Source organism: Leisingera sp. JC11 (assembly GCF_040704725.1).
In the GTDB taxonomy this organism is placed as follows: Bacteria; Pseudomonadota; Alphaproteobacteria; order Rhodobacterales; family Rhodobacteraceae; genus Leisingera.
This window is the reverse complement of record NZ_JBFCVS010000007.1, coordinates 107,045-132,449: the sequence shown is the minus strand read 5'-3', so window position 1 is coordinate 132,449 and position 25,405 is coordinate 107,045. Positions and strand designations below refer to the sequence as shown.

Sequence of the window (25,405 nt, the reverse complement as noted above, 5' to 3'; positions counted from 1 at the left end):
CGGGCGGGAGCGCTCCGCCTACATGGCGAAGCTGCCGTAGGGGATGAAGCGGACCGGGTCGCCGGGCTTGATCTCCGCGGCGCCGTCGCCGAGTTCCACCAGGCCCTCGGCCCAGCTGAGGCCGCTGATGCGGCCGGAGCCTTCGGATTTGAACACCTCCGCGCGGCCGTCCCGCACCCGCGCCCGCAAGTACTCCCGGCGGCCCGGTTTCTTGCGCTTTTCAAAACCGGCCGGGACATCAAACGCCTGCGGTTCCTGCCAGCCTGCCCCCGCCATCAGCCCCATTGCGGGCCGGGCAAAGATCAGCGTGCACACGAGGGCGGCCACCGGGTTGCCCGGCAGCCCGAAAACCGGCGTGCCCTGCCACATGCCCAGCGCCAGCGGGCGGCCCGGTTTCAGCGCGATGCGCCATTCCTGCATCGCCCCCGCCTCACGCAGGAGCGCCGACATGTGATCCTCATCCCCGGCAGAGGCGCCGCCGGAGGTCAGGATCACATCGGTCTGCGCCGCAGCGCCATCCAGGTGCGCGCGCAGCGCCTCGCGGTCATCCGCCGCCTTGCCCAGGTCCACCGGCACAAAGCCCAGCTGGCGGATCAGCGCCAGCAGCATCGGGCGGTTGGCATCGAAAATCTGCCCTTTGCCGGCGGGTTCCCCGGCCTCGACCAGTTCGTCGCCGGTGGAAAGCACTCCGACCCGCAGCGGCAGCCGCACCGTGAGTTCTGCCAGCCCGGTGGCGGAGGCAAGGGCGAGATCGGCAGGGGTGATGACCCGGCCCGCAGGCAGGATGACCTCATCTGCGCAGACATCCTCACCCGCCTTGCGGGTGTTTGCCCCCTGTTTCAGCGGGCCGTTGAAGGCGATCCGGTTGCCGTCGGTGTTGACGTCTTCCTCCAGGATCACCGTGTCGACGCCTTCGGGCAGCGCGGCGCCTGTCAGGACCCGGATGGCGCTGCCTGCAGGCACGGTTCCGTCAAACGGCACCCCGGCTGCGGCCCGGCCCTGCACCAGCGGCAGCACATGCGGCCCCTCTGCCCTGCCGCCCGCAAAACCATAGCCGTCCACCGCCGTATTGGGCAGCGGCGGGTTGGAGCGTTTGGCCGCCGCCTCCTCTGCCAGCACCCGGCCGAGCGCATTTGCCAGCGGCACGGTTTCGGCACCGGTGACCGGCCCCAGCCTGTCCCTGAGCAGCGCCAGCGCGTCATCCACCGGGGTCCAGTCGACGCCCGCAGGCAGGGCAAAGCAGTCATTACTGAGGGGCGGCGGTGTCAGCCCGCCCTGCTCATCCGAGGCAAGCGCGTTCAATCGGTCTTCGTATCCGGTGCCCAATATCCAGGCCTCCTCTCGTGCGCCCTCAGGTGCAGCAGCCAGCATTGCGGCAAGCTCCTCTGCCGGCAGACGGCTGAGCGCCTGCGACAACAGCCGCATCTGCACCCGGTCGCGGATTTCTTCAGGTCCAGCCGCAGCCATGGCGGACTTCACGGCAGGTTCGATCAATCCTGGCCAAATTTCTGCAAACACTATTTGCGCGTCCTCAACCTTCTCAAACGGCCAGACAGCGGCGTTGTGCCGGAGCCGCAACCGCTGCAGTACCGGCAGCCCCATCAGGGTCTGGCTGCCAACCGTTGGGTTGAAGAACAACTGGAAACAGGAGGAGGCTGCCTTGGCCGCAAGATCCGCGCTGCGCCGTTCGGCCACGTCCTCGTAAGCTATACCTGTCTTGCGGTAAGGAATGTCCGGCCAGGCCTTCTCCTCCGGCTTGCCCCAGAACGGACCGGCGTCGGCAAACTGGCGGTTCATCGCAGAGGCGACTTCAAACCGGTTGTTGCTGCCGTCCTCGGCGTCTTCGATACGCTCTTCCAGCCACTGCCAGAGGGCGAAGGGGTCATCCGAACCGGTGATCCGGCGGGCAAATCCGCGCGGGTAGCCGAAGGGGAAATCAAAAGCCGCCAGCACCCGGCGCCCCGCAGCCTCCTCCTGTTCAAGAAAGCTGCTGATCCGCGTCTCAGCCTCCTGCCGGCTGCGGCAGTAAATCTGCTGCTCAGAGGTCCCGCTGCGTGCCACGCCCAGCCAGATCGCGTCCTTGCTTGGCCGCTGAGACCTGCGCTTGGCTGCAGACCAGTCGACGGCCAGAATGGTCTCAAAGCGGCTCACAGGTCCAACTCGGCGCGGATAAAATCCGCAATCGCCGCCGTGTCGTTCAAATCGAATACCGGGCGGTCCAGATCAAGCGGGGTGTCGCTGGCAACAGCCCGGATGCTGGCATCCCGCGCGGCGATCAGTTCGGTGCCCGCCTCCTGCCGGTAGGCCTCGATTTTGGGATGCGGTTCGCGCTTGTAGCCCTCCACCAGCACCAGGTCGACGGGGTTCAGGCGGGCCAGCAGCTCTGCCAGCGGCGGTTCCCCGGCGCCGCGCAACTCCTGCATGATTGCCACGCGGCCGGCTGAGGCCAGTACCACCTCGGACGCGCCGGCCTGGCGGTGGCGGTAGCTGTCGGTGCCGGGCTGGTCCACATCAGTGGCGTGATGGGCGTGCTTGATGGTGGAAACGGAACATCCGCGGGCGCAAAAGTCCGCCACCAGCCGCTCCATCAGCCCGGTCTTGCCATTGTTCTTCCAGCCGGTGACGCCGTAGATCTTCATTTCAGCAGCGCCTCTGCCCTGGCCAGATCATCCGGCGTGTTGATGTTGAAGAACGGGTCGAAAGGGTCGGCCTCGAACAGCGCCTCGCGGCCGCCGTGCTGGTCGGTCCAGAGCACGACCTTGCGCAGGCCGTCATTCAATGCGGCCCGCAGGTCATCGCGCAGGGCGACGGGCCAGAGGCCGAAGGCCGGGTGCCGGTTGATGCGCTTGCCGCCGCCGGATTTCAGCGCCTCGTCGCCGGTGCGCGGGGTGGTGGCGAGCACCAGCGGCTGTTCCATGCCTTTTGCCGCTGCGGTCAGCCGGGCGACCAGATCCTGCGGGAAGAAAGGCGTGTCGGCGGCGGCGGTGACGATCGTGTCCGCGCCCTGCTCTGCCGCCCAGTCGAGACCGGCCAAGACACCCGCAAGCGGACCGGCGAAGCCTTCGATCGAGTCGGCAATGACCGGCAGGCCCAGATCGGCGAACCGCTCCGGGTCGCCATTGGCGTTGAGCGCGAGGCCTGCGACCTGCGGCGCCAGCCGATCCATCACGCGGGACAGCAGGCTTTGGCCGCCAACCTGCAGCCGCCCCTTGTCGCCACCGCCCATCCGGGTGGCGAGGCCGCCTGCGAGGATTACGCCGAGGGGCTGGGTCATTTGTGGACTCCTTCAAAGACATAGGGGCGGGAAAGAACAGCTGAAAGAGCGAAACACCCCAATAAGAACAGAAAGCCACCCATTCCGAGGAGAAACAAAATGCAGCCGAAAAAACCCGCATAGACTCCAGCGAACACCCATCTGCATTTCTGCACTTTTCTTTGCAGTGCATCGGGAGCGCCAGTCATCCCCCTCAAGATCACTCTCCGTGATACCGATCTGTCCACTACAGACACCCCAAGCTCCGCCGCGACCGGTCCCCAGAACCGGAACATGGCCCAAAACGCCAGAATACTCAGTATGAAAAACGGCCCAAGGACCAGAAGTGCCAGGCCCAACAGACTGGGTGCATGTTCGCTCATTCAATGCCCCTGCGCCCGTCCGCCCCCATGGGCGGGCGCTTCGCTTCCGCCCGCGGACCGGCTCTGCCCTTAGGTTCAATGATCCAGTCATGTTCCCGCACTCTTCCTACGGTGCTTCTTTTCCTCAACCGGCGCGTCTTTCGGATCCATGTCGCGCACCAGCCGCTCCTCTCCCGACAGGCAGATGAACCGCTGGCCGCGCATCCGGCCGATGAGCGTCAGGCCGACCTCGCGCGCAATCTCCACGCCCCAGGCGGTGAAGCCGGAGCGCGAGGCCAGCACCGGGATGCCCATCATCGCGGTCTTGATCACCATCTCCGAGGTCAGCCGCCCGGTGGTGTAGAGGATCTTGTCGGCGGCCTCTGCCTGTTCGGACAGCATCCAGCCGGCGATCTTGTCCACCGCGTTGTGGCGGCCGACATCCTCCATATAGACCAGCGGGCGGTCCCGCCGGCAGAGCACGGTGCCGTGGATGGCGCCGGCCTCCAGATAGAGCGAGGGCGTGCGGTTGATCTTATGCGCCAGCGCGTAGAGCCAGGAGGTGCGGACCTCCGCCTCGGGCAGGCGCACGTCCTCCAGCCCCTCCATCATGTCGCCGAAGACGGTGCCGACTGCGCAGCCGGAGGTGCGGGTCTTCTTCTTCAGCTTTTCCTCGTGGCTGGTTTCCACCGCGGTGCGGACCACCACGGTTTCCAGGTCCTCGTCATAGTCGACACGGGTGACCTCATCCTCGTCGCGCAGCATCCGCTGATTGCGCAGGAAGCCGAGCGCCAAGTATTCCGGGTAGTCGCCGATGGTCATCGCGGTGACAATTTCCTGCGAGTTCAGGAAGATGGTCAGCGGGCGTTCCTCGACCACGGCGATCTCGCTGGCTTCGCCGTGCTGGTCGACGCCGGTGACGGCGCGGGTCAGCCGCGGGTCGGCAACGCCGGGGGCGATCAGATATTCTGACGTGATATCCATACTCACCAATTGCATTCCTTCTGCGTCCGCCGTAGTGCGGTTCAACGCAATCTAGGACGCGCAGATGGCAATCACCACCACCAAATCGGCCTTCTGGAAAGGGTTTCGCGACAGCGCGCCCTTCATCTTCATGGCCTCGCCCTTCGGCTTCCTGTTCGGGGTGCTGGCGGCCGAGGCCGGGCTGATCGTTCCGGAGGCCTTTGCCTTCTCACTGGCGGTCTTTGCCGGCGCCGCCCAGTTCACCGCGCTGCAGCTGATGCAGGAGAACGCGCCGCTGATCATCATCCTGATCTCGGCCCTGGCGGTGAACCTGCGGATGGCGATGTATTCCGCGTCGCTCACACCCTACCTGGGCGATGCGCCGATGTGGCAGCGGGCGCTGGCCGCCTATTTCGTGGTGGACCAGTCCTATGCGCTGTCGATTGTCAAATTCGAAACCGAGCCGGAGATGCCGCTGCTGCAGCGGGTGGCCTATTTCTTTGGCACCAATGGCATCGTGGCGCCCGCCTGGGTGATCGCCACCGCGCTGGGGGCGCTGGTGGGCACCCGGATCCCGGAGAGCTGGGGTGTCGACTTCGTGCTGCCGCTGGCGTTTCTGGCGATGATCGGGCCGATGCTGCGCACGCCTGCGCATGTGGCGGCCTGTTTCGTGGCGGTGGCCACCTCGCTGCCGGCCGCGGCGCTGCCCTATAACCTGGGGCTGATCGTGGCGGGGATTGCCGGCATGGTGGCCGGCGCGCAGGCAGAACTGTGGCTGGAACGGCAGAAGGCCAAGGCGGAGGGCACGAAATGAGCAGCATTCCGGCACCGGTCCTGTGGACCGTGATCATCGGGCTGGCGCTTGGCAGCTACGGCCTGCGCTTTGCCTTCATCGGCTTCATGGGCGGCAAGCCGATTGCGCCCTGGCTGATGCGGCATCTGCGCTATACCGCCGTTGCGATCATCCCGGCGCTGGTGGCGCCGCTGGTGGTCTGGCCCGCCCCAACCGGCGGCGACCCCAGCCTGATGCATTTTGCCGCCGCGGCCGCGACGTTTGCCGCAGGCTATCTGTCCCGCAACGTGCTGATCGGCCTCGGCACGGGCGGGCTGTGCCTGCTGCTGCTGTATCTCGCCGCCTGAGCACTGCCTGCCGGGTCAGAGGACGCGCAGCCTCCGCGCCGGGCAGACAATAGTGGAAGCGCTACTCTGCCGCGTTCAGCGCAGCATCGCTCTTGGCGAGGCCCGCCTGCAGGTCGGCGCTGTCGTTTTCGTAGTAGCGCTCTGTCACCACGCCGGGCAGCTGGCCGAACTGGGCGGACAGCTTCTCGGGGTAGAAGGTGCGGTCGAGGCTCTCGAAACCCGGCACCTGCTGCAGGATGCCGATGGTGGCCTGGGCGCAGTAGGCACCGGGCACCCGGCCGTTGGTCACTGCCAGCTGATAGGCTTTCTGGGCCTGCTCCGGCGTCACCTCAACCCGCTGCACCACCACATGGAAGGTGCTGCGCGCATGGGCGCCGCGGTAGGCTTTCTCGACTGCGGGGGTTATGCCGTAAAGGACGTCGTTCCGCTCCGGCACCACCGAGGCGTAGAACGAGCCTGCCGGATCGAAGATCACCCGTTCGGAGGCGTTGATCATCAGCGACGCGTGGCCGCCCCGCCCGGTGCGGTTGTTGATCATCGTGTAAAGGGTGAGCGTGGCGGGACCAGGGTGGCGGTAGGCCACCTTGGCCAGCGTCCCGGCATCCGCGTTCGGCTGCTGCGGTGCTGCGCAACCCGCAAGCGCCAGCATCACCGCGCCGAGGCAGAGCAGATTGCGCATCATTTCGGTCCGGAAATCAGGAGGCGAAGACAGCCAGGAACAGCGCGAAGAAGACCATCGCAATGCAGAAACGGGTCACGAAGGTCAGGAAGCTGGAGTAGGTCTTTTCCTGAACGGTTGTGTCCATGGTGCCGTGCTGATGTTCAGCCATGTGAGTATTCCCTCAAATTCACGTGCATTTTCCCGGTGATTAGCGGATTTGCCGCGCCCTGTCACCACGTCATTCGGGCGCATCCGGCGCAAATGCCGCCCGAAAACCACAGAATTCCGCCGGGGGTCCCGGCCCTGCGGAACGCGCGCCGAATCGCGCGGCTTACTCCTGCTCGAGGTCCGAGGCGAGGCGGAAGCCGATGCGGTTGGCGGGCGCTTCTTCGCGCGCCTTGGGCACCGTGCGCAGCATCACGTTCAGCTGGCTGACATGCTGTACCAGCTGGGTCCGGGAGCCGTCCGGCTCGCTGCCGTAGAAAGTGATGATGTCGGGATCGAAATAGCCCATGCCTTCGATCCTGAGCACGCCGGTATTGCCGCCGGTGAAGCCCATCGCCACCTCGTGCTCGGAATCCAGCTGCTGCTCGAAGTTCTGGATGTAGAGGATCAGCCGCTCATAGGCCCAGCGGGCCGGGCTTTTGGCGGCGTCGGGCTTCTGCAGCTTCTCCGGCACCTTGGTCAGGCCGGCGCAAGCCTCGGGATCGGCGTGGACTTCATGCACGCAGGGCAGCACCGCCGCCTCTGCTGCCTCGGCGCTGGTGGAAATCTCGTCGCTCATGGTGCCTCCCCTCCTGCGGGGCGCGTCACCCCTTGCCTTGATAGAGCCAGGCGCCGTCCTCGCGTTTCCAGCGGTTCACCTGGCCGGTGTGGTACAGATGATTTACATGGGCCACCGCCTCGACCAGTGCAAGTCCGTACTCGCCCTCGCCGATTGTGCGCTTGAACAGGGGGGCAAAGCAATCGGCGGCGGTGCGGGGCACGGAAAGGTGATCCATCAGCCGCTCCAGCGCGCCGTGGTGGTTGCCGATCAGCTGCTGCATCCGGAGCGGCAGGCGCGAGAACGGCAGCTTGTGGCCGCCCAGCGCCAGGTGATCGGGGCGGGCCAGTTGCGCCAGCCGTTCGCAGGCCTCCAGCCATTCGCCCAGCGGGTCGGCCATCGGCTCGGTCGCGTAGACGCCGATGTTGGGGCTGATCGTCGAGAGGATCTGATCGCCGGTGATCACCAGATTGTCGTCGCGGCTCCAGAAGGTCGCGTGCTCAGGCGCGTGGCCGTTGCCGGTGTGCACATCCCAGTCGCGGCCGCCCATGCGGATCACGCCGCCCTGCTTGATGCGGGTGAAGCCCAGCGGCATCGGATGCACGGTGTCGGCAAAGTTGAAGGGCCGGTCGCTGACACGCTTCTCATAAATCTCCTGCGCCATGCCTGCGCTGCGGTAATAGGCCAGGGTTTCCTCCGGCCAGACCTCCTGCACGTCCAGCGTCAGCATGCGGGCAAACAGCCAGGCGGTGCGGGTGGTGACCAGTTCGGCGCCGTGGACGCTCTGAAACCACCCCGCCAGGCCGATGTGGTCGGGGTGGTGGTGGGTAGCAACAACGCGTGTCACCGGCTTGCCCTTCAGGGGGCCGGCCATAAGGCTCTCCCAGATCCCGCGGCTCTTGCGGGTATTGAAGCCGGTATCGATCACCGTCCAGCCGTCGCCTTCGTCCAGAGCGTAGATGTTGACGTGATCCAGTTTCATCGGCAGCGGCTGGCGCATCCACAGGACGCCCTCCGCCACCTCGATGGCTTCACCATGCGCGGGCGGTTCTTCCCAGGGGGTGCGGGGGGAAACGTCGGGGAGATCGGTCACGGTGTCAGCCTGCCAGTTCATCAAGGCTGAGCGCAAAGGTGCCGGCCGCGCCGGCCTGGGCGTGCGCCAGCAGAGCCGCATGCTCGGGCAGCATCCGGGTGATATAAAACCGTGCCAGCTTCTCGCGCGCTCCGCCCTGATCCGCCATCGCCGCGGCCAGGTGGTAATGGCCGCCCAGCACCCGGGCGAAGGCGCGCAGATACGGAACCGAGCCTGCAAAGCGGTCCTGCATGTCCTGTTGCGACACTAGCCATTCGGTTGCCTCGCGCAGGGATTCGCAAGCCTGCCAGACGGCTTCGGCCATGTTGGGATGGGTGGCGCGGGCGCGTTCGGCCTGCTCCTCGATCTCGTCGATCAGGGCAAAACCCATCTCGCCGCCGTCCATCATCTTGCGCGCCACTAGGTCCATCGACTGGATGCCGTTGGTGCCCTCGTAAATGGCCGTCACCCGCACGTCACGGTAATACTGCGCGGCGCCGCTCTCCTCGATGAAACCCATGCCGCCGTAGACCTGCACCCCGGTTTCCGAAACCCGCATGCCGGTGTCGGTGCCGAATGCCTTGGCAATCGGCGTCAGGAAGGCCGCGCGGGCTGCCCAATCGCTGCTGCCGGTGGCGGTATGCATGTCGATGGCGCGGGCACAAGCCATCAGGATCGCACGGGAGGCAAAAAGATCCGCCTTCATTTCCATCAGCATCCGGCGCACATCGGCGTGGTCGGCGATGAAGCCGCTAGCGGTCTTGCCCTGCTTGCGCTCCAGCGCATAGGCCAGCGCGTGCTGATAGGCACCCTCGCCCGCACCGACGCCCTGGCCGCCGACGCCGAGGCGGGCGTTGTTCATCATGGTGAACATGGCCGCCATGCCGCCGTGCTCCGGCCCGACCAGCCAGCCGGTGGCGCCGTCGAACTGCATCACGCAGGTGGGGGAGCCGTGCAGGCCCATCTTGTGCTCCAGGCTCACGACCTTCAGATCATTCGCCTCGCCCGGATTGCCGTCCGCATCCGGCAGGTATTTCGGCACCAGAAACAGCGAAATCCCCTTGGTTCCCGGCACCCCGTCGGGCAGCCGGGCGAGCACCAGGTGGCAAACGTTGCCGCAGAAATCGGTGTCGCCCCAGGAGATAAAGATCTTCTGGCCGGTCACCGCATAGGTGCCGTCACCGTTCGGCTCCGCCTTGGAGCTGAGTGCGCCGACATCGGAACCGGCCTGCGGTTCGGTCAGGTTCATGGTGCCGGACCATTCGCCGGAGATCAGCTTGGGCAGGTACAGCTCCTTGATGGCGACGGAGGCGTGGTGTTCCAGCGCTTCGATCTGGCCCTGGCTCAGCAGCGGCGCCAGCTGCAGCGACAGGCAGGCGCCTGCCATCATCTCGTAGACTGCGACGGCAAGTGTCTGCGGCAGCCCCATGCCGCCGAATTCCTCAGCCGCGCTGATGCCGACCCAACCGCCTTCGCGAATGGCCTGGTAGCCATCGGCAAACCCGGGCGAGGTTCGCAGCACGCCGTTTTCCAGACGTGCAGGATGCAAGTCGCCATTACGCTGCAGGGGCGCCATCACCTCGTCGCACAGCTTGCCTGCTTCTGTCAGGATCGCGCTCACTGTGTCGGTGGTGGCTTCAGCAAAACGGTCTGTGGCCGGGATGCTGTCATAGCCCACAACGTGGTTCAGCAGAAATTCATACTCGGAAACGGGGGCGCGGAAGGTCATGGGCGTCCTCTGGCGGGGGTTTCTGGGGCCTGCGGCGCGGGCAGTCTTGGCTTCCCGGCGCTGGCCCATTATGGTCTGTGGCTTGTCCGATTACCTAACCGGGCCCTTATTTCAATCAACCAAAACGCCGCGTCACCCGGAATGCCCCAGCAGAGCACTGAAATCCTTGCCGCAACGGCAAGCGGCATCGCCCGCGCCGCCCGGCTTTTGCAGGCCGGGCAACTGGTCTCCTTCCCGACTGAGACGGTTTATGGCCTTGGTGCTGATGCCCGGCAGGGCACCGCGGTTGCGGCCATATACCAGGCCAAGGGGCGGCCATCGTTCAATCCGCTGATCGCCCATGTGCATTCGGCGGAGGCTGCGCGGCGTTACGTTGCATGGAATGACGTTGCGGAACAGTTGGCCGCGGCTTTCTGGCCCGGACCGCTGACCCTGGTGCTCCCATTGCGCGAGGGGCACGGGATCTCGCCGCTGGTCACCGCCGGCCTGGAGACGCTCGGCGTGCGGGTGCCCGCGCATCCGGCGGCGCAGGCCCTGCTGCGGGAGCTGGACGGGCCGGTGGCGGCGCCCTCGGCGAACCCCTCCGGCAAAATCAGCCCGACCACGGCGACCCATGTGAAGGCCGGGCTGGACGGCCGGATTGCCGCGATCCTGGATGACGGGCCCTGCGGTGTCGGACTGGAATCCACTATCATCGGTCTGGCCGGGCCGGAACCGTTGCTGCTGCGCCCCGGCGGGCTTGCAGCGGAAAAAATCGAAGCCGTACTGGGCCGTAAGCTGGCAGAGCGCGATGTGCATGACCCGCTAACTGCACCCGGGCAGCTGCTGTCGCATTATGCCCCCGGTGCGCCGGTGCGGCTGAATGCTGACGCGCCCGGCGAGGGCGAACTGTTTCTCGGCTTCGGTCCCGGGACCTGCGATCTGAACCTGTCCGAAAGCGGCGACCTGGCAGAGGCCGCCGCGAACCTGTTCGGGCATCTCCACCAACTCGACGCGCTTGGGAAACCGATAGCTATCGCACCGGTACCGGAGCATGGGCTGGGCGAGGCCATCAATGACCGCCTGCGCCGCGCCGCCGCGCCGCGGGACTGAACGCGGCGAGCCGCAGCGCACCCGCGCCCATCGCAGATGGGCGCCCGGCCCAAGGGTTTTAAGATTTTCTCCGATAATCGGAAAACGCACGGGAGCCCTCCCGCAGTGCATCCAGATATGCGTATTCAGGCGTGGCCTGCGCTGGCCGAGAGCGTCAGCGGATCAACCCCTAGGGTCTTCAGCGCCGCGCCCCATTTGCTGTCATCGGCGAGGCCGAATACCAGTTCCGGACTGGCCTCGGCGGTCAGCCAGCCGTTCATGGTGATCTCCGATTCCAGCTGCCCCGGCCCCCAGCCGGCATAGCCCAGCAGAACCAGCAGGTCCTGCGGCCCCTGCCCCTGGGCGATATCCTCCAAAATATCCAGCGTCGCGGTCATCGAGAAGCCGCCCGGCACCTTCAGCGAACTCACATCCGATTCGTAGTCCGGCGTGTGCAGCACAAAGCCGCGCTGGGTCTCCACCGGGCCGCCGAACCGCACCGGCAGCGCGGCTGCGGCGCTGTTCTCGCCGCCCATGTCCAGCTGCTCCAGCAAATCCCCCAGCGCCACCCCGTCCGCAGGCTTGTTGACGATCAGGCCCATCGCGCCCTCCTCGCCGTGCGAGCACAGGAAGATCACCGAATGCTCAAACCTCGGGTCGCCGATACCAGGCATTGCAATCAAGAGCTTGCCAGTCAGATCCATGTATTTCCGTCTTTCCGCTGCCTCCCCCCACCATGACGCGCGCCCGCTTGCCGCGCAAGGGGCGCATCGGCGCAACCCCGCGCAGGCTCCGGTAAATTTGCCGCAAACACAGGCGGATGTAGGCGCCATGACCGGATCGTGACTTGGCAAACCGGGCTGGCAGGCGCATCTATTCACTTATGAGACAAATGCTGACCAAATCCGCTGCTGCCGCGGCGGCCCTGCTGGCCGCAGCAACCGGAACCCCAGCCCTTTCCGGTGCCGCGGAGGGCGATATTGTGCAGATCGAAGTGCTGGATGGCGGCATGACGCCGCGCGGCACCCATCTGGGCGCGCTGCGGATCACCCTGCAGCCCGGGTGGAAGACTTATTGGCGCGCGCCCGGCGATGCCGGCATCCCGCCCAGCTTTTCCTGGCGCGGCGCCCGCAATGTCGGCGGTCTGTCGATCACCTGGCCCTCGCCCGAGGTGTTCCTGACCTCCGGCTACCGCACCATCGGCTATCACGACCAGCTGGTGCTGCCGCTGGAGATCACGCCTGAAAGCCCGGGCCAGCCGGTGCGCCTGAAGGGGCGGATGCAGCTGGGGGTGTGCAAGGATGTCTGCGTGCCGGCCGAGCTGAAGTTCGACCGCCAGCTGGACAGCAGCGCGGGCCGCAACCCGGCGATTGCCGCCGCGATGGCCAGCCGTCCGTGGTCGGCCAAGGAAGCCGGCGTTCGCAAAGCCTCCTGCAGCCTGCGCCCGTCGCAGTACGGCATGACGGTTACCGCGCGGATCTCGATGCCCTCTGCCGGCGGCGAGGAAGTTGCGGTGATCGAGCCGGGCAACCCCAAGCTTTATGCCGGTGAAACCACCACCCGGCGCGAAGGCGGGCAACTGGTGGCAGAGACCGAATTCCTGCCGGCCGACGGCAGCGCCTATGCCATCGACCGCTCGCAGCTGCGGATCACGGTGCTGGGGAAAAATCACGCGGTTGATATTCAAGGCTGCAGCGCCGGATGAGTTCTGCGGACAGCCCTGCCCGCCCTGTTCTGGGCACCATTGCCGTGGTCTGCAGCCATTTCGGCGGGCAGGATCATGTGATCCTGGTGCAGCGCGGCAAAGAGCCGAATGCGGGCTGGTGGGGCTTTCCCGGCGGGCATGTGGAGCTGGGCGAGACCGCGCTGCAGGCCGCTGCGCGGGAGCTGATGGAAGAGACCGGCGTGACCGCCCGGCCGTTGGAGTATCTTACCAATGTCGATGTGATCTCCCGCGATGCCGCAGGTGCGGCGCAGCGCCAGTATCTGCTGACTGTGGTGCTGTGTGAGCATCTCAGCGGTGAGCCGGTGCCCGATGACGACGCTGAACAGGCCGAGTGGATACCAATCGCAGAGATCGAAGCCCGCGAGCTGCAGCTGCTGGACCAGGTCGGTGACGTGGCGCGGCTGGCTCAGGCCCGCTGGCGGGTGTTGAGCCGGTAGGCTATCCCGCCCGCCGCATAGGCCAGCAGCGCCAGAACAAATGCACCTGCGAGGAATGCCAGCAGTCCCGCGCGCACCGGCTCCATCGCTGCGAGAGCCGGAAGCATCCGCAAGGCCGGGTGCAAGGCACCGGTGGCCATCGCCCAGCCCAGCGTCAGCACCAGCCAGCCGAGCTGCGCCAGAGCCGTGCCCAGCACCAGCCAGCGCAGGCGCCCCGCCCCTTGCCGCAGCGCGCGGCGCAGGGAGGTGAGCGGCCGCGACAGGTCGCGCTGCATCGCAACCAGCGCAGGGACCACCAGCAGCACCAGGAACATGCCGAAACCCAGGCCGTAGACCAGCGTGATCACCGTGGGTTTCAGGAACTGCGCCTGCTGAGAGCGTTCAAACAAGAGCGGAGCAAGCCCAAGCACCGTGGTCATGGTGGTCAGCATCACCGGGCGCAGACGGTCCGCCGCCGCGTCGATGATCGAGGGGATCAGCCCACGGTCCCGCGCATACTGGTCGATGGTGGTCACCAGCACGATGGAATCGTTGATGATGATCCCGGTCATCCCTAAGAGGCCCACTACGGTGAACATGGAAAGCGGCACTTCCCAAACGTAATGCCCCCAGATGGTGCCGACCAGGCCGAAGGGGATGATCGCCATCACCACCAGCGGCCGGGTCCAGCTGGCAAAAATCCAGGCCAGCACCAGGTAAATGCCGGTGAGGCAGAGGATCAGCCCGGTGCCGGCCTCCTGCAGGAAGGTCTGCTCCTGCTCCGCCAGTCCTGACAGGCGCCATTCCACCTGCCGTTCGCTGGCGATCTTCGGCAGGATCTCATTCCGAAGCGCCTGGGTGACCGCCTCTGCGCGGGCGGGGTCGTCCTCGGAGATGTCGCCGGTCACGCTGATCACCCGGATGCCGTTCTCTCGGCGCACGGTGGAGAAGCCGGTGCGCTGGGTCACTGAGACGATATCGGCGAGCGGCACGTAGATGCCGCTGGGCGCCCGCATCAGGGTGCGTTCCAGGAAGTCGGCGGTCAGTTCGTTTTCCGGCAGCTCCACCCGGATCGTGGCACTGCGCGGGCCGTCGGGATAGGTCGCCGCCTCGATGCCGTTGAGCCGCGCCCGGAGCGCCTGGCCCAGGCTGCCGATGGTGAAGTTCAGCGCCTGGCCCTGCGGGGTGAGATCGAGGACCACCTCCTCCTTGTCATAGGCCAGATTGTCCTCGACCGCCGAGACCTCGGGGAAGCGCAGCAGTGCAGTCTTCAAGTCCTCTGAAGCATCTTTCAGCACCTGCACGCTGGGGCCCGAGAACTGCACGTCCAGCGCGTCGCCGCCCGGCCCGGACCGCCAGCTGCGGAAGGAGATCGTCTCGACCATCGGGTGGCGCACCACCCGCTCCTGCAGTTCCGCCACGAAAGCAAAGCTGGAATAGGGGCGCAGGTCGGCGTCGATCAGCTCAATCGAGATGCCGCCCAGCAGGTCGGTGTCCTTGGCCTCCACCCCGCTGAGGCCGCGGCCGGCGTTGCCGCCGACCTCTGCCATCACAAAGTCCAGCGGGTTGCGGCCATATCGTTCGGCGTATTCGGCGCCCAGCGCCTCTGTCGCGCGCTGCATTTCCTGCATCATTTGCAGGGTGTCAGCGCGGCTGGCGCCCTCCACCATGGCGAAGTTGCCGCTGACCGAGCCGCGCTCAGGCGCGTTGAAGAAACGCCATTGCACTTCGCCGGTGATGAACAGCGCGGCCTGGCTGGCCAGAATTGCCAGCGCGCCTGCCAGCACCGCGTAGCGGGCAGTGACGATGTAGCCCATCAGCGGCCGGAAGGCATGGTCGCGCAGCCAGCGAAAGCCGCGGTTCACCATCCGGTTCGGCCAGTCGTACCAATGGTGCGCCTGGGCGTGGGTCAGCGCATGGGCCAGATGGTTGGGCAGGATCAGGAAACACTCGACCAGCGACGCCGCCAAAACCGCAATCACGGTTAAAGGAATGTCCCGGATCAGCTCGCCGAAACGCCCGCCCACCAGGGTGAGACCAAAGAAGGCGATGATGGTGGTGAGGGTTGCGGCAAAAACCGGCATCGCCATGCGCCGGGCCGCATTCTCTGCGGCTTGCATCGGGCCTTCGCCCAGCCGCCGGACCCGGAAATCGGCATGTTCGCCCACCACGATGGCGTCATCCACCACGATGCCCAGGGTGATGATCAGGCCAAACAGACTGACCATGTTGATGGTGATTCCGGCGGCATACATCAGCGCGACGGCAGCAAACATCGAGGCCGGAATGCCCATTGCCACCCAAAAGGCAATGCGGGTGTTCAGAAACAGGAACAGGAGGCACAGCACCAGGCCCAGCCCCATCAGGCCATTGTCGACAAGCATATCCAGCCGGTCGGTGATGGACTGGGCCCGGGTGCGGATCAGCTCGGCCGTCACCCCTTGCGGCAGACTGGCCTGCATCTCATCCGCAACCTCCTGCACCTGAGCCTGCAGGCGGATCGCGTTGCCCTGGTCGGAGCGGTCCACCCGCACCGACATCGCCGGGTTGTCATCCACGAAATAAGAGCGGTTGCGGTCCACCCCTTCGACCCGGATCTGCGCCACATCGGCGATGGTCAGCACAGAGCCGTCGGCATTGGTGCGCAGCACAATGGCAGCGAGTTCATCCGGTGTGCGTTTCTCGCTGCCGGTGCGCACGCGGGCGTTGGCGCCGGTCACATCGCCTGCGGGGTCGGCATCGACCTCTGCCGCGATCGCCTCGGCGATCTCGCGCATGGTGATGTCGTGGGTGATCAGCTTGGCGGTCGGAACCTCGACAATGGTTTCCGGCGCCGCCACGCCGCGGATGGTGGTGCGGGTGACGCCGGCCTCAAAGAGGCGCACCACCAGTTCATCGGCAAAGAGGCCCAGCTGCCCTGCCCCGACCGGCCCGGAGATCACCACGTCTGTCACCCGGTCGCGCCAGGCGCCGCGGCGCACGTCCGGCTCCTCCGCCTCTTCCGGCAGCGTAGTGATGCCGTCGACCGCGGTCTGCACATCGTCGGTGGCCTGCCCCATGTCGGAACCTGGCTCAAACTCTAAGGTCAGCGAGGCCAGCCCTTCGCGGGAGATGGAGGATGTCTCCTCCACGCCGTCAACGGCCAGCAGCGCAGGCTCCAGCACTTGAACGATGGCGCTGTCCACGTCCTCCGGGCCTGCACCCTCCCATTCGACGGTGACGGTGACGCGCTCGACGATCACATCCGGAAAAAACTGTGTCCGCATGTTGGGCATCGCTGCCGCGCCCAGCACCAGCATGATCACCAGCAGGAGGTTGGCCGCCGTGCGGTGGCGGGTGAAGTAGCTGAACAGCCCGCGGGCCGGCCGGGGGAGCCTGCGCGCCATCGGGCTCAGCCTCCCATCCGGGATTCGATCCGGCTGACCAGCTGTGCCGGCACTTTGGCCTCCGCCAGCTGCTGCAGCATCTTCGCCTTCATCTCCGAAGGCATCCGGCTGTTGCCCTCAACCAGCGCCACCAGCCGGGCGCGGCGCTCGTCCGTCAGTTCGATCAGCTCCGGCAGCGCCTGCGCCTCTGCTCCCCGGCGCAGCGGGCGCACCTTGATGCCGGCGCCCAGCAAAGGCGTGCGGCCGGTGACAACTTCACGGCCTTCCAGCCCCGAGCCGCGGATCAGCACATCATCGCCCTGGCGGCGCACCAGTTCCACCGGCAGCGCCTCCAGCCGGTCCTCCGGCCCCAGCAGCAGCACAGAGCCGTCGGCTCCCAGCGCGGAGGCGGGCACCCGCGCGACCGCGCGGACCTCCGGCTCTGTCACATGGACGGTCACAAAATCCTCCGGCTTGAACCCGGGGGCCGCGTCGAGGCTGGCGTAGACCAGCCGCCCGGTCTGCCCGTCGCCCGCGGCGCCGCTGGCACGCGAAATCCGCCCTGCCGCGCTGAGACCGGCGCCGGCAGCGTCCAGCGTCACCCGCACCGGAGCCTTCAGCAGATGGCCGTCGCCGTCCAGAAGCCGGGCGTATTGCGCGGTGGAGACCCGGAACGCAACCTCCAGCAGGTCCGGGTCGACCAGATCCGCGAGTTTCTCGTTGGCGGATACCAGCCTGCCCTGCACCAGGCTCACCGATTGCAGGGTGCCGTCAAAACCTGCCTTGATGGTGGTGTCCTCCAGATCCCGGCGGGCCTCGTCCAGCGCGATCTGCGCCCGGGCCACGCGGGTGGCAGCCTGATCGGCGCGCGCCTCTGCCTGGCTGACCGCCTGGCGGCGCGAGATCACCGTCTGGCGCGCCTGCACCGCGGCCAGTTCCGCGGTTTCCACCGTGGCTGCGGTGCCGACGCCGCGCTCCTCCAAATCCACCTGCCGCTGGAAGGCGCGCTCGCGCAGCTGGGCCTGGTCCTGGGTCGCCTGCAGTTCGTCCTGCGCCAGGATCAGCGCCCGGCCAGCATCGCGTTCCTCGGCACGGGCGTCCATCATGTCGGCCTCAGCCCGGTCCAGCGCCGCCTGGGCATCCGCAGGGTCGATCTGCACCAGCACCTCGCCCGCCCGCACCGCTCCGCCTTCCTCGAAATCCTCAGAGAGCTGCACCACCCGGCCGCCGGCGGCGGTGCGCAATTCCAGGGTGCGGCGGCTTTCGATCCGGCCAAAGGCGGTCAGCTCCGGTGCCACCGTCTGCAGGTCCGCGGTCACAACATTGACTGCAAACACCCGCTCGCGCACCGGCGGCGGTTTGCGTTCGGCGTTGAGCTGCGCCTCGATGGCGCCGAAAATCAGCTGGCCGGCATAAAGCAGCAGGGCCGCCGTCAGCGACGCCAGGAAAAGCCCCATCAAACTCTGACGCAAAAAGCGCATGTCTCTCCCTTCCGGTGGCGGCTGCTGCCGGGGCCGCGTGCGGCCGGCCAAAGCGCAAATGCCTTGTGCCCGCTTGGAAATATATGATTTTCCGCGCAGGTTTGCGAGGTTACACGCGGGCCGGCGCTATTTCCGCCGCAGATGTTCCTCCAATCTGGGCATGATTTCCACGAAATTGCAGGGGCGGTGGCGGTAATCGAGCTGTTTTGACAGGATTTCATCCCAGCCGTCCTTGCAGGCGCCGGGGCTGCCGGGCAGCGCAAACAGGTAGGTGCCGCCCGCAACGCCGCCGGTGGCCCGGGACTGCACCGCGCTGGTGCCGATCTTCTGCATCGACACCCAGGTGAAAACAGTTCCGAAGGCCTCGATCTCCTTCTCATAGACGTCGCGGTGCGCCTCCACCGTCACGTCGCGGCCCGTCAGCCCGGTGCCGCCGGTGGAAATCACCACATCCACTTTGGGGTCGGCGATCCAGGCCCGCAGCTGCGCGGCGATGTCTGCCCGCTCATCCGGGATGATCTTGCGGTCGGCCAGGGTATGGCCGGCATCGCGCAGCCGGTCGACCAGCACCTGGCCGGAGCGGTCGTCCTCCATCTTGCGGCTGTCCGAGACAGTCAGCACCGCAATGCGGACCGGGATGAATTCCATGCTTTCGTCAATACGGGACATCTAAGCCTTCTCCATAATCGCCAGCCGCACGGCCAGCCCTGCAAAAATTCCGGCGGAGACGCGGCCCAGCCAGCGCGCAAACACCGGCGAGCCCGTCAGCCGCCGCCCGGCCTGGCCTGCGAAGATGCCCACCAGCCCGTTGATGACAAACCCGCCCGCGGCCAGGATCAGCCCGAAGATCAGGAATTGCCCCAGCACCGGCCCGGCCTCAGGCCGCACGAATTGCGGCACGAAGGCGAGCACAAACAGGATTACTTTGGGATTGGTGAGATTTACTAGGAAGCCGGAGCGGAACGCCCGCCTGGCAGGCACAGAGGGCGCATCGGCCTGCACTGCCCCGCTGCGTAGGGCGCCCCAGGCGAGGTACAGAAGATATCCCACGCCGATCCAGCGGATCACGTCGAACAGCCCTGGCATGGCAGCGATCACGGCGCCGAGTCCCAGGCCCGCCAGTGTCACATGCACCATGCTGCCCGCCGAGATGCCTGCGCTGGCCGCCACCGCTGCGGCGCGCCCGGACCGCAGCCCCTGGCCGAGGCAGAACATCATATCCGCGCCCGGCGTCAGGTTCAGCGCCAGCGCTGCCGGGATAAAGGCCAGCAGGGTCACGGGATCGATCACGGCTCCACCTCGAACCAGCTGACTCCGGGGCCGAGATTGGCCACCTGCGTCTTGCCCAGGTTGCCCCGGAAGCCCCAGCAGTCATGCACATGGCCGCAGAGCAGCAGCTGCGGCTGCACCCGTTCCGCCGCGGCCCTGACCGCGGTGGAGCCGACGGAAAGCCCGCTTGAGGTCACATCCCCCAGCCCCTTGGGCGGTGAATGGGAGATCAGGATATCCGCATGATCGCAGGCCGCCAGCATCGTCCCCGCCTGCACCTCGCTCAGGTCGCAGGACCAGCCGCCAAACGGTGTTTCCGGAACGCCGCAGCCCAATCCGAACAGGCGCAAGCCTTCGAAGTCCGTGCCGTCGCCATGCAGCACTGTGGTGTTGGCAAACCCTGCCGCGCGCAATTCATCTGCGCTTTCGCCGTTGCCCGGCACCGCCACCATCGGCGCCTTCAGCCCTGCCAGCATGGCGACGGCCCTGTCCATCCCCATCCGCATGTTGCAGAAATCGCCGGCGCCGATCACCAGATCCGCGCCCGCACTGGCAGCGACAATATCCGCGGCATGGGAGGCCGAGAGATGCAGATCGGAGAACGCCAGAATTTTCATGGGTTACCTCAGGACAAGCTCCCCAGACGCGCTTTCAGTTCCAGCAGGTCGGCCCAGGCCAGCCGCTTCTGCTGCGGCTGTCGCAGAAGATAAGCCGGGTGGAACATCGGGATGACCGGCTTCTTCCAGGCCTGATCCCACTGCCCGCGCAGCCGGGTGATGCCGCGTTTGCCCAGCACCGCTTGGCAGCTGATATTGCCCATCAGAACCAGAATATCCGGCTCCGCCAGCGCCACATGCCGCTCCAGGAAAGGCGTCAGCATGGAAATCTCAGCGGGCAGCGGGTCACGGTTTTGCGGCGGCCGCCAGGGCAGCACGTTGGTGATATAGACGTTCTCAGAACGGCTGAGGCCGATCGCTTCCAGCATCTTGTCCAGAAGCTGCCCGGCGCGGCCCACAAAGGGTTTGCCCTGCAGATCCTCGTCGCGGCCCGGCGCCTCGCCGATGATCATCACCCGGGCACCCGCCTGGCCGTCGGAGAACACCAGATTGCGGGCGCCGCGCTTCAGGTCGCAGTGGCTGAAGCCGTCCATCGCATCGCGCAGGGCAGGCAGGGAGGCAGCGCCCTTGGCGGCCTTCTGGGCCACCTCGACCGGGTTCACGTCCTTGGGCTTGGGCGGCGGCGCGGGGGCAGCGCCCGGTTTCGGCTTGGGCGCGGCCTGCTCCAGCGCATAGCGGTCGACCGGTTCGTCGCACAGCGCCTCGGTGGCGCCAAGCTCTGCCTGCCACTCCAACAGCGCCCGGGCGCTCCAGTAATCCAATGCCGATTCCATGCGCCCAAGCTACTCCGCCCGGGACCCAAGCGGAACACCCTGCCGCAAGTATTATCCGGGCCAACCCTTTCTTCTTTGCCGGAAATACTCCGGGGTGCGCGAGGGGCAGGCCCCTCGCCTGCGCAACGCCTGCCAGCCGCGGCAACGCCTTGCCGCAGTCCACCACGCCGCCTATAAGAACCGGCAAATCAAGCGGAGCTGCCCCATATGTCCTTCGAACACCGCCATTTGCTTGGCATCGAACCGCTGAAGCCGCATGAGATCACCGCGATCCTCGACCTGGCCGACGACTATGTGGCGCTGAACCGCCGCCCGGAGAAGCATTCCGACGTGCTGGCGGGGCTCACCCAAATCAACATGTTCTTTGAGAACTCCACCCGCACCCAGGCCTCGTTCGAGCTGGCGGGCAAACGGCTGGGCGCCGATGTGATGAACATGGCGATGCAGGCGTCCTCGATCAAAAAGGGCGAGACCCTGATCGACACCGCGATGACGCTGAATGCGATGCACCCGGACCTGCTGGTGGTGCGCCACCCGCACTCAGGCGCGGTGGACCTCTTGGCGCAGAAGGTGAACTGCGCCGTGCTGAACGCGGGCGACGGCAAGCATGAGCACCCGACCCAGGCGCTGCTGGATGCGCTGACCATCCGCCGCTCCAAGGGCCGCCTGCACCGGCTGAACATCGCGATCTGCGGCGACATCGCGCACAGCCGCGTGGCGCGTTCCAACCTGATCCTGCTGGGCAAGATGGAAAACCGCATCCGCCTGATCGGCCCGCCGACGCTGGTGCCCGGCCAATTCGCTGAGTTCGGCGCCGAGATCTATGACGACATGCGCGAAGGCCTGAAGGACGTCGACGTGGTGATGATGCTGCGCCTTCAGAAAGAGCGGATGGACGGCGGCTTCATCCCGTCGGAGCGCGAGTATTACCACCGCTATGGCCTTGACGCCGAGAAGCTGGCGCTGGCCAAGCCCGACGCCATCGTCATGCACCCCGGCCCGATGAACCGCGGGGTGGAGATCGACGGGACGCTCGCCGACGACATCAACCGCTCGGTCATTCAGGAGCAGGTGGAAATGGGCGTGGCAGTGAGGATGGCGGCGATGGACCTCCTGGCCCGCAACCTGCGCGCCGAACGCCAGGGCAAGGCAGGCTGAGCCGCTTGGAGGGCGTCATTCATATCCCGGCGGGCGAGCGCGGCGTGATCCGGCTTTTTGCGCTCGACATGCGGCCCGAGCAGGCGGCGTTCCTGAAGGAGCCCGGCGCGCTGGTGCAGGTTCTGGGCATCGAAGCCCTGGACATGGACCAGGTGGAGATCTTCCCGGTCTCCGACCTGGAAGACATCGGCCTGACCGGCTATCTCACCGAAGGCTGCGGAGTGCCGCGGGCACAGGTCGAGGAGGACCGCGAGATGCTGCAGGCACTGGAAGGCCATGTGCTGCTGATCCGCTCCCGCGCTTTCGGCGGAGAGGAGACCCGGCTCACCCCCGCGGATCAGATCGTGCTCAAGGGCACCTATGGCGAGCGGCGGACCAATTGGAGCGCCGCCCCTGCCACCGCCGAGAGCGCCAAGCCTTACTCCGCCCCCAAGCTGTCCCCGCGCGAGGCCCGCAGCCAGGCCCGCCGCATCGGCGCCACGCTGTTTACCATTGTCATGACCCTGATTGCCCTGCTGGTCTGGGCCCTGGTGTTCTGATGGTTGTGACCGAGTTCAAGCCCGACCGCAGCGCCTATGTCCGCGCGCATGCCTGGATGGCGGCAGTCGGCATGGGCGGCGCAATGGCCGTGCTGTGGTTCATGGACAGCCCCCACATCTGGACCGGCGCCGTGGGCGGGCTGGCCGCCATCGCCTTGCGCGGCTGGTATATGGCCAGCGAGGAGCTGGCGGTGGTCTGGACCCTGACCCGTGAAAACCTCTCAGGCCCCGCCGGGCGTTCGGTGCCGGTTTCCCAAATCGAAGCTGTCAAAACCATGGGCAGCTATGTGCAGGTGGTCACAAAGACCGGCGACAAGCATCTGATCAAATACCAGGCCGACCCGGCCGCGACCCTCAACGCAATTGAAAGAGCCAAGGCATGACCACTCTCTTCATCAACGCCCGCCTGATCGACCCCGAGGCAGGCACCGACACGCCGGGCGCGGTTCTCGTGCGGGACGGGCGGATCGCAGCGGTTGAAAAGGATGCCGCCGATCCTGCACGGATGCTGCGCGCGCAGGGCCTCACGCCGGAAGATGTGACCGAGGTGGACTGCGGCGGCAAATGCCTGGCGCCGGGGATCGTGGATATCGGCGTCAAGGTCTGCGAGCCCGGCGAGCGGCACAAGGAAAGCTATAAAACCGCCGGGCTTGCAGCAGCGGCGGGCGGTGTCACCACCATCGTCACCCGCCCCGATACCACCCCGGCAATCGACAGCCCGGAGACGCTGGAATTTGTCACCCGCCGCGCCCAGGCCGATGCGCCGGTCAACGTGCTGCCGATGGCCGCGCTGACCAAGGGGCGGGAAGGCCGCGAGATGACCGAGATCGGCTTCCTGATGGATGCCGGCGCGGTGGCGTTTTCCGACTGCGACCACGTGGTCAGCAACACCAAGGTTTTCCAGCGGGCGCTGAACTATGCCCGCTCCTGCGGCGCGCTGGTCATTGCCCACCCGCAAGAACCGGTTCTGAGTAAGGGCGCCGCCGCCACCAGCGGCAAGTTCGCAGCGCTCTACGGCCTGCCGGCGGTTTCCCCGATGGCGGAACGGATGGGGCTGGACCGTGACATTGCGCTGCTGGAGATGACCGGCGCCAAATACCATGCCGACCAGATCACCACCGCGCGCGCGCTGCCCGCGCTGGAGCGCGCCAAGAAGAACGGGCTCGACATCACTGCAGGCACCTCGGTCCACCACCTGACGCTCAATGAGCTGGACGTGGCGGGCTACCGCAGCTTCTTCAAGGTGAAACCGCCGCTGCGCTCGGAAGACGACCGGCTGGCGGTGGTTGAAGCGGTGCGCTCAGGGCTCATTGACATCATCTCCTCAATGCACACGCCGCAGGATGAGGAAAGCAAGCGGCTGCCGTTCGAGGAAGCCGCAGCCGGTGCGGTGGCGCTGGAGACGCTGCTGCCTGCGGCACTGCGGCTGTACCATGCGGAACTCCTGGATCTGCCCGCCCTGTTCCGCGCCATGGCGCTGAACCCGGCCAAACGGCTGGGACTGGAGAGCGGCCGCCTGGCGGCAGGCGCGCCCGCCGATCTGGTTCTGTTCGATGCGGATGTGCCGTTTGTGCTGGACCGCTTCAAGCTGCGCTCGAAATCGCAGAACACGCCTTATGACGGCCAGCGGCTGCAGGGCCGGGTTGAAGCCACCTATGTGGCCGGTGAGCCCGTCTACCGGAGGGACTGATGCCAGTACTCGAAAGCTCTGCCACCGCTCTGCTCCTGTGGGCGGTGATCGGCTACGGCCTGGGCTCGGTGCCGTTTGGCATGGTGGTCACCAAGGCCTTCGGGCTCGGCAACCTGCGGGAAATCGGTTCCGGCAATATCGGCACCACCAACGTGCTGCGCACCGGCAGCAAGGCCGCCGCGGCGCTGACACTGCTTCTGGATGGCGGCAAGGGCGCGGCGGCGGTGCTGCTGGCCCGCTTTCTGGCCGGCGAGGATGCGGCGCAAACGGCAGGGCTGTTGGCCTTCCTCGGACATTGCTTTCCGGTCTGGCTGGGCTTCAAGGGCGGCAAGGGCGTTGCAACCTTCCTGGGCCTGATGCTGGCGCTGGCCTGGCCGGTGGGCATTGCCTGCTGCCTGACCTGGCTTGCGGCGGCGGCGGTCAGCCGGATCTCCTCCATGGGGGCGCTGGTTTCGGCCGCCTCCGGTGCGGTCTGGGCATTGCTGCTGGGATATCAGCCGGTTGCGGTGCTGGCGGTGCTGCTGGCGGCGGTGGTTTATGTCCGTCATTCGGCCAATATCGCCCGGCTGCGGGCGGGCACCGAGCCGCGGATCGGCCAGAAGTGACACCGGAGAAGCTGCAGGCCTTCCTTGCAGCTTTTGACGCCCTGCCGGTGGGCGCCTTCACAGGGAAAGCTGACGGGCGGCGCTATGCGGCGGTCCGCCAGGATCTGGCCGGCGGCAAGGCTCAGAAACTCGTGGCGCGGGAGCTGGGCGGTACGGATTACATCAGCCTCAACCTCTACCGGCTGGCCTCCGGAACGCGGCTGAAGCCCTGCGAGATGCCCGCGGAAAAGGTTGTGCGCTTCGTACTGGCGCTGCAGGTCACGGAATGAGCCGCTCCAGCGCGCGGCCGTTGGACCAAGTGCCGTGCAGCTCGCCATTGGGCATCCGCACGTAGACCACCGGGTAGGTATCGCCCCAATTGACCCAGACCACATCACCGTTGCGGGTGCCGGTCCCGGCATAAGTCTGGCTGCCGACCTGCCAGTTCATCTCAATGGCGCCACCGTTGTCGCGGATCTGCACCGTGCCGGCATAAGTGCTGCCGTCGGGGTTGCGCCCCTCGGCGCGGTAGCTGCCGCTGATGCTTTGGGCTGCGGCCGCCCCTGCAAAGGCTGCTGCCGCCAATAGGCCGCCCAGAATTGCGCGGCGGGTGGGGAATGGGCGTATCATACAAGTCTCCAATTGGCTTGCCCTCACTCTGCCCGCATCTGTGCAGCCTGTCACCCGTTCTGCGCGGCAACGCACAGCCAGCTGCCGCCCCGCGCACAGTCAATTTGAGTTGTTTTGAATGTGATCGGCCGCCTCTCCACATC

The 25,405-nt window shown here is 66.5% G+C and carries 28 protein-coding genes and 1 pseudogene; 11 read left to right on the top strand and 18 right to left on the bottom strand.

Going from position 1 to position 25,405, the window contains the following annotated elements; genetic code table 11:
- Positions 1-18: 18 nt before the first annotated feature.
- From glp to AB1A62_RS09965, 5 genes are all read right to left on the bottom strand, one after another.
- Positions 19-2,151, bottom strand: a complete 2,133-nt coding sequence (gene glp / locus AB1A62_RS09985) for a gephyrin-like molybdotransferase Glp (RefSeq protein ID WP_366661343.1) — start codon at positions 2,149-2,151, stop codon at positions 19-21.
- Positions 2,148-2,639 (bottom strand): molybdopterin-guanine dinucleotide biosynthesis protein B, encoded by a 492-nt coding sequence (mobB, locus tag AB1A62_RS09980; protein ID WP_366661342.1) that lies wholly within the window; start codon positions 2,637-2,639, stop codon positions 2,148-2,150. The genes glp and mobB overlap by 4 nt, the downstream gene beginning before the upstream one ends.
- The gene (mobA, locus tag AB1A62_RS09975; RefSeq protein ID WP_366661341.1) at positions 2,636-3,274 is read right to left on the bottom strand and encodes a molybdenum cofactor guanylyltransferase MobA; all 639 of its coding nucleotides are present in this window, start codon (positions 3,272-3,274) and stop codon (positions 2,636-2,638) included. The genes mobB and mobA overlap by 4 nt, the downstream gene beginning before the upstream one ends.
- Positions 3,271-3,636, bottom strand: a complete 366-nt coding sequence (locus tag AB1A62_RS09970) for a hypothetical protein (protein WP_366661340.1) — start codon at positions 3,634-3,636, stop codon at positions 3,271-3,273. The genes mobA and AB1A62_RS09970 overlap by 4 nt, the downstream gene beginning before the upstream one ends.
- A gap of 87 nt (positions 3,637-3,723) precedes the next feature.
- Positions 3,724-4,599, bottom strand: a complete 876-nt coding sequence (locus AB1A62_RS09965) for a formate dehydrogenase accessory sulfurtransferase FdhD (RefSeq protein WP_366661448.1) — start codon at positions 4,597-4,599, stop codon at positions 3,724-3,726.
- Between the two features lie 64 nt (positions 4,600-4,663).
- Between AB1A62_RS09965 and AB1A62_RS09960 the strand changes: the two genes are divergently transcribed.
- Entirely contained in the window at positions 4,664-5,392 is a 729-nt protein-coding gene (locus AB1A62_RS09960; RefSeq protein ID WP_366661339.1) for an AzlC family ABC transporter permease, read from the top strand.
- Positions 5,389-5,718, top strand: a complete 330-nt coding sequence (locus tag AB1A62_RS09955) for an AzlD domain-containing protein (RefSeq protein ID WP_366661338.1) — start codon at positions 5,389-5,391, stop codon at positions 5,716-5,718. Before AB1A62_RS09960 ends, AB1A62_RS09955 begins: the two co-directional genes overlap by 4 nt.
- A 61-nt stretch (positions 5,719-5,779) precedes the next feature.
- Here AB1A62_RS09955 and AB1A62_RS09950 read toward each other — a convergent pair whose 3' ends face one another.
- From AB1A62_RS09950 to AB1A62_RS09930, 5 genes are all read right to left on the bottom strand, one after another.
- Positions 5,780-6,397 carry a hypothetical protein gene (locus AB1A62_RS09950; protein WP_366661447.1) on the bottom strand — a complete coding sequence of 206 codons (618 nt, stop codon included), beginning with the start codon at positions 6,395-6,397 and terminating at the stop codon, positions 5,780-5,782.
- Between the two features lie 16 nt (positions 6,398-6,413).
- Entirely contained in the window at positions 6,414-6,548 is a 135-nt protein-coding gene (locus AB1A62_RS09945) for an aa3-type cytochrome c oxidase subunit IV (RefSeq protein WP_366661337.1), read from the bottom strand.
- 162 nt (positions 6,549-6,710) lie between these two features.
- Positions 6,711-7,163 (bottom strand): DUF6173 family protein, encoded by a 453-nt coding sequence (locus AB1A62_RS09940; RefSeq protein WP_366661336.1) that lies wholly within the window; start codon positions 7,161-7,163, stop codon positions 6,711-6,713.
- 25 nt (positions 7,164-7,188) lie between these two features.
- A complete protein-coding gene (locus AB1A62_RS09935; protein ID WP_366661335.1) occupies positions 7,189-8,235 on the bottom strand; it encodes an MBL fold metallo-hydrolase in 1,047 nt (348 codons plus the stop codon).
- A gap of 4 nt (positions 8,236-8,239) precedes the next feature.
- Entirely contained in the window at positions 8,240-9,943 is a 1,704-nt protein-coding gene (locus tag AB1A62_RS09930) for an acyl-CoA dehydrogenase (RefSeq protein WP_366661334.1), read from the bottom strand.
- Between the two features lie 141 nt (positions 9,944-10,084).
- Between AB1A62_RS09930 and AB1A62_RS09925 the strand changes: the two genes are divergently transcribed.
- Positions 10,085-11,035 carry an L-threonylcarbamoyladenylate synthase gene (locus AB1A62_RS09925; protein ID WP_366661333.1) on the top strand — a complete coding sequence of 317 codons (951 nt, stop codon included), beginning with the start codon at positions 10,085-10,087 and terminating at the stop codon, positions 11,033-11,035.
- Positions 11,036-11,160: 125 nt separating this feature from the next.
- On the opposite strand, the pseudogene AB1A62_RS09920 reads toward AB1A62_RS09925, so the two are convergent.
- Positions 11,161-11,721, bottom strand: a pseudogene (locus tag AB1A62_RS09920) (YqgE/AlgH family protein); the annotation flags it as partial.
- A gap of 176 nt (positions 11,722-11,897) precedes the next feature.
- Here AB1A62_RS09920 and AB1A62_RS09915 point away from each other — a divergent pair.
- Together AB1A62_RS09915 and AB1A62_RS09910 are read left to right on the top strand one after the other, a co-directional pair.
- A complete protein-coding gene (locus tag AB1A62_RS09915; RefSeq protein WP_366661332.1) occupies positions 11,898-12,719 on the top strand; it encodes a protein-disulfide reductase DsbD domain-containing protein in 822 nt (273 codons plus the stop codon).
- Entirely contained in the window at positions 12,716-13,177 is a 462-nt protein-coding gene (locus AB1A62_RS09910; RefSeq protein ID WP_366661331.1) for an NUDIX hydrolase, read from the top strand. The genes AB1A62_RS09915 and AB1A62_RS09910 overlap by 4 nt, the downstream gene beginning before the upstream one ends.
- Here AB1A62_RS09910 and AB1A62_RS09905 read toward each other — a convergent pair.
- The 6 genes from AB1A62_RS09905 to AB1A62_RS09880 all read right to left on the bottom strand — a co-directional run bounded on the left by AB1A62_RS09905 (position 13,147) and on the right by AB1A62_RS09880 (position 20,661).
- Entirely contained in the window at positions 13,147-16,542 is a 3,396-nt protein-coding gene (locus tag AB1A62_RS09905) for an efflux RND transporter permease subunit (RefSeq protein ID WP_366661330.1), read from the bottom strand. The two genes, AB1A62_RS09910 and AB1A62_RS09905, sit on opposite strands and share 31 nt — an antisense overlap.
- Before the next feature lie 5 nt (positions 16,543-16,547).
- Positions 16,548-18,002 carry an efflux RND transporter periplasmic adaptor subunit gene (locus AB1A62_RS09900; RefSeq protein WP_366661329.1) on the bottom strand — a complete coding sequence of 485 codons (1,455 nt, stop codon included), beginning with the start codon at positions 18,000-18,002 and terminating at the stop codon, positions 16,548-16,550.
- Between the two features lie 126 nt (positions 18,003-18,128).
- Positions 18,129-18,671: a molybdenum cofactor biosynthesis protein B gene (gene moaB, locus AB1A62_RS09895; RefSeq protein WP_174146177.1), complete on the bottom strand. Its 543-nt coding sequence runs from the start codon at positions 18,669-18,671 to the stop codon at positions 18,129-18,131.
- Positions 18,672-19,292, bottom strand: coding sequence for a LysE family translocator (locus tag AB1A62_RS09890; protein WP_366661328.1), 621 nt, complete (start codon positions 19,290-19,292; stop codon positions 18,672-18,674).
- Positions 19,289-19,888 carry a metallophosphoesterase family protein gene (locus AB1A62_RS09885; RefSeq protein WP_366661327.1) on the bottom strand — a complete coding sequence of 200 codons (600 nt, stop codon included), beginning with the start codon at positions 19,886-19,888 and terminating at the stop codon, positions 19,289-19,291. Before AB1A62_RS09885 ends, AB1A62_RS09890 begins: the two co-directional genes overlap by 4 nt.
- 8 nt (positions 19,889-19,896) lie before the next feature.
- A complete protein-coding gene (locus AB1A62_RS09880) occupies positions 19,897-20,661 on the bottom strand; it encodes a uracil-DNA glycosylase (protein WP_366661326.1) in 765 nt (254 codons plus the stop codon).
- Between the two features lie 207 nt (positions 20,662-20,868).
- Here AB1A62_RS09880 and AB1A62_RS09875 point away from each other — a divergent pair, with 207 nt between their 5' ends.
- Genes AB1A62_RS09875 through AB1A62_RS09850 form a run of 6 tightly spaced genes read left to right on the top strand, consistent with a single transcriptional unit; the run spans position 20,869 to position 24,922 of the window.
- The gene (locus AB1A62_RS09875) at positions 20,869-21,819 is read left to right on the top strand and encodes an aspartate carbamoyltransferase catalytic subunit (RefSeq protein WP_366661325.1); all 951 of its coding nucleotides are present in this window, start codon (positions 20,869-20,871) and stop codon (positions 21,817-21,819) included.
- 5 nt (positions 21,820-21,824) lie between these two features.
- On the top strand, positions 21,825-22,358 hold the full coding sequence (locus tag AB1A62_RS09870; protein WP_366661324.1) for a hypothetical protein: 534 nt from the start codon (positions 21,825-21,827) through the stop codon (positions 22,356-22,358).
- Complete coding sequence (locus tag AB1A62_RS09865) at positions 22,358-22,741, top strand: hypothetical protein (protein ID WP_366661323.1); 384 nt, start codon at positions 22,358-22,360, stop codon at positions 22,739-22,741. The genes AB1A62_RS09870 and AB1A62_RS09865 overlap by 1 nt, the downstream gene beginning before the upstream one ends.
- Positions 22,738-24,048, top strand: coding sequence for a dihydroorotase (gene pyrC, locus AB1A62_RS09860; RefSeq protein WP_366661322.1), 1,311 nt, complete (start codon positions 22,738-22,740; stop codon positions 24,046-24,048). Before AB1A62_RS09865 ends, pyrC begins: the two co-directional genes overlap by 4 nt.
- Positions 24,048-24,653, top strand: coding sequence for a glycerol-3-phosphate 1-O-acyltransferase PlsY (gene plsY / locus AB1A62_RS09855; RefSeq protein WP_366661321.1), 606 nt, complete (start codon positions 24,048-24,050; stop codon positions 24,651-24,653). The genes pyrC and plsY overlap by 1 nt, the downstream gene beginning before the upstream one ends.
- On the top strand, positions 24,650-24,922 hold the full coding sequence (locus AB1A62_RS09850) for a hypothetical protein (protein WP_366661320.1): 273 nt from the start codon (positions 24,650-24,652) through the stop codon (positions 24,920-24,922). Before plsY ends, AB1A62_RS09850 begins: the two co-directional genes overlap by 4 nt.
- On the opposite strand, the gene AB1A62_RS09845 is transcribed toward AB1A62_RS09850, so the two are convergent.
- On the bottom strand, positions 24,912-25,262 hold the full coding sequence (locus AB1A62_RS09845) for a hypothetical protein (protein WP_174146187.1): 351 nt from the start codon (positions 25,260-25,262) through the stop codon (positions 24,912-24,914). The two genes, AB1A62_RS09850 and AB1A62_RS09845, sit on opposite strands and share 11 nt — an antisense overlap.
- Positions 25,263-25,405: the final 143 nt, after the last annotated feature.

Coding starts and splice junctions, on each gene's coding strand:
- mobB (WP_366661342.1), bottom strand. CDS start 2,639: ATGAAGATCTACGGCGTCACCGGCTGGAAGAACAATGGCAAGACCGGG.
- mobA (WP_366661341.1), bottom strand. CDS start 3,274: ATGACCCAGCCCCTCGGCGTAATCCTCGCAGGCGGCCTCGCCACCCGG.
- AB1A62_RS09970 (WP_366661340.1), bottom strand. CDS start 3,636: ATGAGCGAACATGCACCCAGTCTGTTGGGCCTGGCACTTCTGGTCCTT.
- AB1A62_RS09965 (WP_366661448.1), bottom strand. CDS start 4,599: ATGGATATCACGTCAGAATATCTGATCGCCCCCGGCGTTGCCGACCCG.
- AB1A62_RS09960 (WP_366661339.1), top strand. CDS start 4,664: ATGGCAATCACCACCACCAAATCGGCCTTCTGGAAAGGGTTTCGCGAC.
- AB1A62_RS09955 (WP_366661338.1), top strand. CDS start 5,389: ATGAGCAGCATTCCGGCACCGGTCCTGTGGACCGTGATCATCGGGCTG.
- AB1A62_RS09950 (WP_366661447.1), bottom strand. CDS start 6,397: ATGCGCAATCTGCTCTGCCTCGGCGCGGTGATGCTGGCGCTTGCGGGT.
- AB1A62_RS09945 (WP_366661337.1), bottom strand. CDS start 6,548: ATGGCTGAACATCAGCACGGCACCATGGACACAACCGTTCAGGAAAAG.
- AB1A62_RS09940 (WP_366661336.1), bottom strand. CDS start 7,163: ATGAGCGACGAGATTTCCACCAGCGCCGAGGCAGCAGAGGCGGCGGTG.
- AB1A62_RS09930 (WP_366661334.1), bottom strand. CDS start 9,943: ATGACCTTCCGCGCCCCCGTTTCCGAGTATGAATTTCTGCTGAACCAC.
- AB1A62_RS09925 (WP_366661333.1), top strand. CDS start 10,085: ATGCCCCAGCAGAGCACTGAAATCCTTGCCGCAACGGCAAGCGGCATC.
- AB1A62_RS09915 (WP_366661332.1), top strand. CDS start 11,898: ATGAGACAAATGCTGACCAAATCCGCTGCTGCCGCGGCGGCCCTGCTG.
- AB1A62_RS09910 (WP_366661331.1), top strand. CDS start 12,716: ATGAGTTCTGCGGACAGCCCTGCCCGCCCTGTTCTGGGCACCATTGCC.
- AB1A62_RS09905 (WP_366661330.1), bottom strand. CDS start 16,542: ATGGCGCGCAGGCTCCCCCGGCCGGCCCGCGGGCTGTTCAGCTACTTC.
- AB1A62_RS09900 (WP_366661329.1), bottom strand. CDS start 18,002: ATGCGCTTTTTGCGTCAGAGTTTGATGGGGCTTTTCCTGGCGTCGCTG.
- moaB (WP_174146177.1), bottom strand. CDS start 18,671: ATGTCCCGTATTGACGAAAGCATGGAATTCATCCCGGTCCGCATTGCG.
- AB1A62_RS09885 (WP_366661327.1), bottom strand. CDS start 19,888: ATGAAAATTCTGGCGTTCTCCGATCTGCATCTCTCGGCCTCCCATGCC.
- AB1A62_RS09880 (WP_366661326.1), bottom strand. CDS start 20,661: ATGGAATCGGCATTGGATTACTGGAGCGCCCGGGCGCTGTTGGAGTGG.
- AB1A62_RS09875 (WP_366661325.1), top strand. CDS start 20,869: ATGTCCTTCGAACACCGCCATTTGCTTGGCATCGAACCGCTGAAGCCG.
- AB1A62_RS09865 (WP_366661323.1), top strand. CDS start 22,358: ATGGTTGTGACCGAGTTCAAGCCCGACCGCAGCGCCTATGTCCGCGCG.
- pyrC (WP_366661322.1), top strand. CDS start 22,738: ATGACCACTCTCTTCATCAACGCCCGCCTGATCGACCCCGAGGCAGGC.
- plsY (WP_366661321.1), top strand. CDS start 24,048: ATGCCAGTACTCGAAAGCTCTGCCACCGCTCTGCTCCTGTGGGCGGTG.
- AB1A62_RS09845 (WP_174146187.1), bottom strand. CDS start 25,262: ATGATACGCCCATTCCCCACCCGCCGCGCAATTCTGGGCGGCCTATTG.